The sequence below is a fragment of the Actinomyces sp. oral taxon 849 str. F0330 genome, assembly GCF_000239715.1.
Classification (GTDB): domain Bacteria; phylum Actinomycetota; class Actinomycetes; order Actinomycetales; family Actinomycetaceae; genus Actinomyces; species Actinomyces johnsonii.
Genome location: NZ_JH470420.1, coordinates 1 through 522 on the forward strand (window position 1 = coordinate 1; position 522 = coordinate 522).

General features: G+C 74.3%; 1 protein-coding gene. It reads left to right on the plus strand.

What is annotated here, in order from left to right; all coding sequences use genetic code 11:
* Nucleotides 1-321: 321 nt before the first annotated feature.
* On the plus strand, nucleotides 322-522 hold a 201-nt coding region (locus HMPREF0975_RS17055), incomplete at its 3' end, for a hypothetical protein (protein ID WP_232212553.1).

Here is a 522-nt window from a genome sequence, read left to right on the forward strand (position 1 = left end):
GAGCGCCCACCGGAGGCCGACCGGCCCGCCTGCCCCGAGTGCAGGGGGTGGCCTGTCTGCTTGGTGCTGGGGGGACGGCCGCCTCGATTCTTGCCCTGTGGGGACCTGGCCGATCCGGCACCGGATCCGCTTCCACCAGCTGCCTGCCGATGGGGCCGGGACTGGGCCCCCCGAGGACGAACGGCCCGCTGAGGAGCCCGCACCGCGACGAGTCGAGCCCCGTCGTCCTGCGCTTTCCCCACTACTGCGTCCGCGTCCTTTGGCCATGGCCAAGACTCTACCGGCGGGGTGCTTCGAGGCCGTGAACGCCCCGCCCGGGCGGTGCGCGGATACATACTTCTCCGCCCGCGCCCGCACGCTCCCGGTCCGCGGCTACGGGAGCCGGTAGGTGGCGCCGTCGTCGTCGGTGGCGATGAGCCCGTCGGCCAGGAGGGAGGCCAGCGCACGCGCGGGCTGGTCGGGGTCGGAGACGAGACCGTTGGCAGTGCGCGAGCCCGCCGGGCGGCGCAGGCCATCAGCTCA